This window comes from Acidovorax sp. HMWF018 (assembly GCF_003061035.1).
Taxonomy (GTDB): domain Bacteria; phylum Pseudomonadota; class Gammaproteobacteria; order Burkholderiales; family Burkholderiaceae_C; genus Acidovorax; species Acidovorax delafieldii.
On the sequence record NZ_QAIM01000170.1, the window covers coordinates 1 to 2,259 of the forward strand.

At 65.1% G+C, this 2,259-nt stretch carries 1 protein-coding gene; it reads right to left on the reverse strand.

The features are described 5' to 3' along the window. On the reverse strand, positions 1–2,259 hold a 2,259-nt coding region (locus tag DBR23_RS29545; protein WP_158276428.1), incomplete at both ends, for a hypothetical protein.

The following is a 2,259-nucleotide window of genomic DNA, read 5'->3' on the forward strand; positions in this document are numbered from 1 at the left end:
CGCCCCCATGGGGGCGAGGTTGCCGTGGTTCATCTCCTTCACCGCGCGCTTGAGGATGGTCTGGTGGAAGCTGTAGCTGAACTGCTTCAGGTGGAAGAACATCGACCAGTGCGGGTCGCTGCCCCACGCTGGGCGCTGTGCAGCATTGGGCGTGAGGATCGCACCCTCCACCCAGCGGTTGATCGCGTAGTGGACCGCGTCGATCTCACGCTCCGCCTGCGCCTTGCCGATGCCGTTGGTCTTCATCAGCACGGCCTTGTCAGTGATGAGCTTGCCCTCAGCATCCAGCGGGATGTTCTTGGGGTCCAGGCCCAGCTCCTCCAGCCAGCGCGTGCTGTGGACCTTGTCCGCACCCGCAGCGTGGCGCTCGATGAAGGCAACGGCGTTCTTCACCCCAGCCACGCGCATGCCACGGTTCCAGGCCTCCATGCCGTTGAGCTTGAACAGCGTGTCGTTGATGGTCTTGGCGCCGCGCTCCATGTAAACCGACGAATACTCGTCGCTCACATGGTGCGAGAACAGCGCGGCATCCACCGCACCGACGTGCTCAGCCAGCTTCTCCCACTCGTCGGCCTGGCGCTCCTTGGGCTCCTCACGGAACAGATCGCCCCAGGTCGTCACGACCTCCTTCATGCCGCGCAGGAACCCGTCATAGGCCTCCTTCATGGTGGCGCCCCGGGCCACCATGCCCAGCGGGTCCACGAACGAGGCAAACAGGCTCAGGGGCAGCAGGCGCACGTTCTGGTACACGGTCATCCAGCTGTTGGCCTTGCGCCAGCCGGATGAGATGTCCTTGCCCAGCGTGCCCTCCATCGCCCCCACGGCGTCGGCCACGTCACGGTACTGGCGGGCCACCCACTTGGCGCGGGCGTCTTCGTCCTTGAACTCCTGGCGCTTGAGCTTCGCGTGGGACAAATCGTTCAGGTCGCCCATGATCTCGCGCAGCTTGGCCTCCAGGATCTCGCCGTCGGCGCCGAAGCGCTCGGTGTACTCCGCCGCGCGCACACCCTGATGGAAGTAGCGGCTCAGCGTGGCCACGAGGTTCTTCTCCAGGAAGGGCTCGACGTGCTCACCCTGGAGCCAGGCCAGGGTGCGGTTCTCCTTGCTGGCGAAGAACGGCGCCAGCACGCCGTCCTGGCGCTGGGCGTCGAGCTTGTCGTTCACACCTTCCCGGTCGATCAGCGCGCGCCAGATGCGGTCGGCGACCTGGTCCTTGGAGAGCTTGCCTTTGCTGCCCTGCACGCCCTGCTCCAGCACCGCGTCGTAGTGGGTGGTGAGCATCTGTAGGAACTGGTCCTTTTTCTCGTGTAGCAGGGCCGTGTTCCACACGCGGGGGTAGTATTTCTCCCCGGCGTGGCCCAGTTCCAACCCGCGCTCGTCGCTCATGTACTTGTAGAAGCGCTGCAGCAGGCCACGGATCTTGGCCACGGCCTCGCGGTGCGGGGCGTAGGGGATGTCGGCCAGCTCGGCTTCGGACTGCAGGTACTTGGACACCTGGGTCATGTCGCGGTCGCTGAGGCCCTTGATGGCCTGGGCGAACGTGTTGTTGTACCGGGCAGCCACCCGGCGGCGGGCGTTCAGGTAGCCCTCAGCCTCCTGGGCGGCGTCCTCGTCACCGGGGTTGGTGAAGAACTCCTTGGCCAGGGCCTGGGCGGCCTTGGATTCGCTGGTCGCCAGGATGGTCTCAGCTGGCATGGTTTTTGCCGCCAGCCACTGGGTCAGGCCGTCGATACTGCGCCGGGCCTTCAGGACACCAGTGCCTTCGTCCAGCACCCGGGCAATGACCTTGCCAGCGGCGCTTGGCTCGGCCAGCTGACCCCCGTGGAAGGCCTCAAACAGGGCCACAGCGCGCTCGGAATCCTTGACCAGGCCCAGCACACGGCGGAAGAACTTGCGCAGCTTCTGGAGCAGCGTGCGGGGCTTGCCCAAGGGCAGGTCCATCTGTCCGGCGGCCCAGAACTGATAGATATAAGCCAGGCGTTCTTCACCACTTTTGAGTTGATCGACCGCCGCAGGGTGGTCGGCCAGCAGTGCTGCAACACGTTGCAGGATCTTGTCGTTTTCGGCCAGGCTCTTGAGGGTCTCCAGCACCCGGGGGTCGCTCTTGACGAACTTGCTGAAGAAGCCGTGCAGGGCCTCGTGGTAGGCCGTGGACAGCACACCGGCCGCAGCCGTGGTGCTGATCTCAATCGCCTGTTCGGTGTCCAGCCACTCACCCGAGTAGCCGGTGATGTCCTTGAACTCGACCTTGACCTGGGG